4 protein-coding genes are annotated in these 2,187 nt (G+C 38.5%); 3 read left to right on the plus strand and 1 reads right to left on the minus strand.

Translation table 11 applies throughout. From position 1 onward, the window contains the following. Positions 1–7: 7 nt before the first annotated feature. Entirely contained in the window at positions 8–133 is a 126-nt protein-coding gene (locus LC574_RS38420) for a hypothetical protein (RefSeq protein WP_267871813.1), read from the minus strand. 782 nt (positions 134–915) lie between these two features. On the opposite strand from LC574_RS38420, the gene LC574_RS36900 reads away from it, so the two are divergent. The 3 genes from LC574_RS36900 to LC574_RS36910 all read left to right on the plus strand — a co-directional run bounded on the left by LC574_RS36900 (position 916) and on the right by LC574_RS36910 (position 2,171). Then, a complete protein-coding gene (locus LC574_RS36900; RefSeq protein ID WP_229458587.1) occupies positions 916–1,359 on the plus strand; it encodes a pyridoxamine 5'-phosphate oxidase family protein in 444 nt (147 codons plus the stop codon). Positions 1,360–1,707: 348 nt separating this feature from the next. Further along, positions 1,708–1,872 carry a hypothetical protein gene (locus LC574_RS36905; RefSeq protein WP_229458589.1) on the plus strand — a complete coding sequence of 55 codons (165 nt, stop codon included), beginning with the start codon at positions 1,708–1,710 and terminating at the stop codon, positions 1,870–1,872. Positions 1,873–1,910: 38 nt separating this feature from the next. Continuing rightward, positions 1,911–2,171, plus strand: a complete 261-nt coding sequence (locus LC574_RS36910) for a thiamine pyrophosphate-binding protein (RefSeq protein WP_229458591.1) — start codon at positions 1,911–1,913, stop codon at positions 2,169–2,171. Positions 2,172–2,187: the final 16 nt, after the last annotated feature.

Below are 2,187 nucleotides of genomic sequence, written 5' to 3' on the forward strand. Positions count from 1 at the left end.
TATTTGACTAAGTTGGACTGCTGTCGTCGGGTGGTTGAGTAACTGGTGGTTGGGTGACGGTTGTACATGGACTTGGTGCATCTTCTGGTAAAACAGAGACACCAAAGCGTTTGAGTTGGGAGAAGTCTGTCATATAAAATTTTACAGTTGCAGAATTTGTTTGGTTTTATATTTTCATTCAAAAACCGATGTACCCTTCTCTACGGGATGCAAGACCGTGATTTTTAATAGTCACGTATATTTGCTGATTACTTTTAGGACTTACGCAAAAATCGCCCAAAAGCTTAATTTATCGAACCGCCAAGACGCCAAGAACGCCAAGAATTCGTAGAGCGTGCGTAAGTCCTAACTTTATCAAAAAGGCTAATTGCTTTATCAAAAAGCCTGTTCACTTTCTCAAAACACTTAAATGCTTTCTCAAAAGAAGCTTTTGCTTTCTCAAACCCCAGTTTGCTTACTCATTTTGGTGTTTTCCGCAAGTAAAATCAGCTTTTGCTTTCTCAAACCCTAGTTTGCTTACTCATTTTGGTATTTTCCGCAAGTAAAATCAGCTTTTGCTTTCTCAAACCCTAGTTTGCTAACTCATTTTGGTGTTTTCCGCAAGTAAAAGCAGTTTTTGCTTTCTCAAACCCCAGTTTGCTTACTCATTTTGGTGTTTTCCGCAAGTAAAATCAGCTTTTGCTTTCTCAAAATGCTCGAATGCTTTATCAGTATAAAAAAACACTCAACTATTTTTCTCAACCAATATATCTATAGATATAACTAAAAAAGCTAATTTTAGGATAACTCCATCTGTAGACTCACGCAATTTAAACAAAAAAGGTTAATAATTAAAAATAACTTTACCACCATGAAATCTGATTGTAATCAAAAATTACAGTCAAGGAAAAGCAAATAGAGAAAAGAGTACAAACAATGGCAACTTCTACAGACGGCGATCAACAGATTAAAAAGCTGCATGAACTAATCCAAAATATTGATTATGGTATGTTTACCACAGTCGATGATGATGGCAGTTTACATAGTTACCCCATGTCAAAAAGTGGTGAGATTAACTCTGAGGCCGCACTCTGGTTCTTTACTTATGCTGGTTCCCATAAGGTGACTGAGATTGAACACTATGAGCAGGTAAATATTAGTTTTTCGTCACCCGAACAGCAGCGATACGTTTCTATCTCAGGTTCAGCAGAACTCGTGAAAGACCGCAACAAGATGCGAGAGCTATGGAAGCCGGAACTTCAAACCTGGTTTTCTAAAGGACTGGACGAACCCGATATTGCTTTACTTAAGGTGAATATTAACCAGGTTAATTATTGGGATAGTGCATCGAGTTTCAAGCCACAAACAATTAGTTTTTAGACGCAATCACGCCTTTAAGTAGTTACTAATTCGTAATTCGTAGTTAAGACTTTAAGAGGATGTTTGAAAAGTGTTTGACTGTGATTTTAATCACCCCCCTTAATCCCACGCCACTTGCTTCAAGTCGGCAGAGCCGCCCAACGCAGTGGCTCCCCGATGTATTGGGGGAAACCAGAAAATCCAGTTACATCCCCTTTATAAGGGGAGGGTTAGGGTGGGGTAAAAAAATATTTGATACATAAACTATGACTTTTCAAACAACCTCTAATTACTAATTATGAATGATTTTAAAATATATAATTATTGAGCAGAATTAGCAAAATAAGTATTTTTAATTAAAAGAAATCAATGGTAGGACAAAACAATGATGAAGCCGCCCAAAAACATCTACCTTTAGAGGTAAAGCGGCGACATTTTTTAAAAGGAATAGGTTTTATCGGTGCAGATGCTGGGGACACAACGACTGCGCTCAGTACATCGCTGGGGACTGGGGAAGAAACATTAAATACTTAATGCGCCATGCCCAATATGCATATAAGGAGAAACTTATTATGGCTACAACTGCGGCTGAAGTTCTTATTGATACTATTTACGATTGGGGTGTTGACACCATCTTTGGATTGCCTGGGGATGGTATAAACGGCATTATGGAAGCTTTGCGCCTGCGTCAAGATAAAATCCGTTTTATTCAAGTGCGGCATGAAGAAGCAGCAGCATTTATGGCTTGTGCCTATGCCAAATATACAGGCAAGTTGGGGGTTTGTCTTGCCACATCTGGGCCTGGTGGGCTGCATTTACTCAATGGTAAATAGTATCAATAAGAACTTC

The sequence above is a fragment of the Nostoc sp. CHAB 5715 genome (assembly GCF_020829685.1).
Classification (GTDB): Bacteria; Cyanobacteriota; Cyanobacteriia; order Cyanobacteriales; family Nostocaceae; genus Nostoc.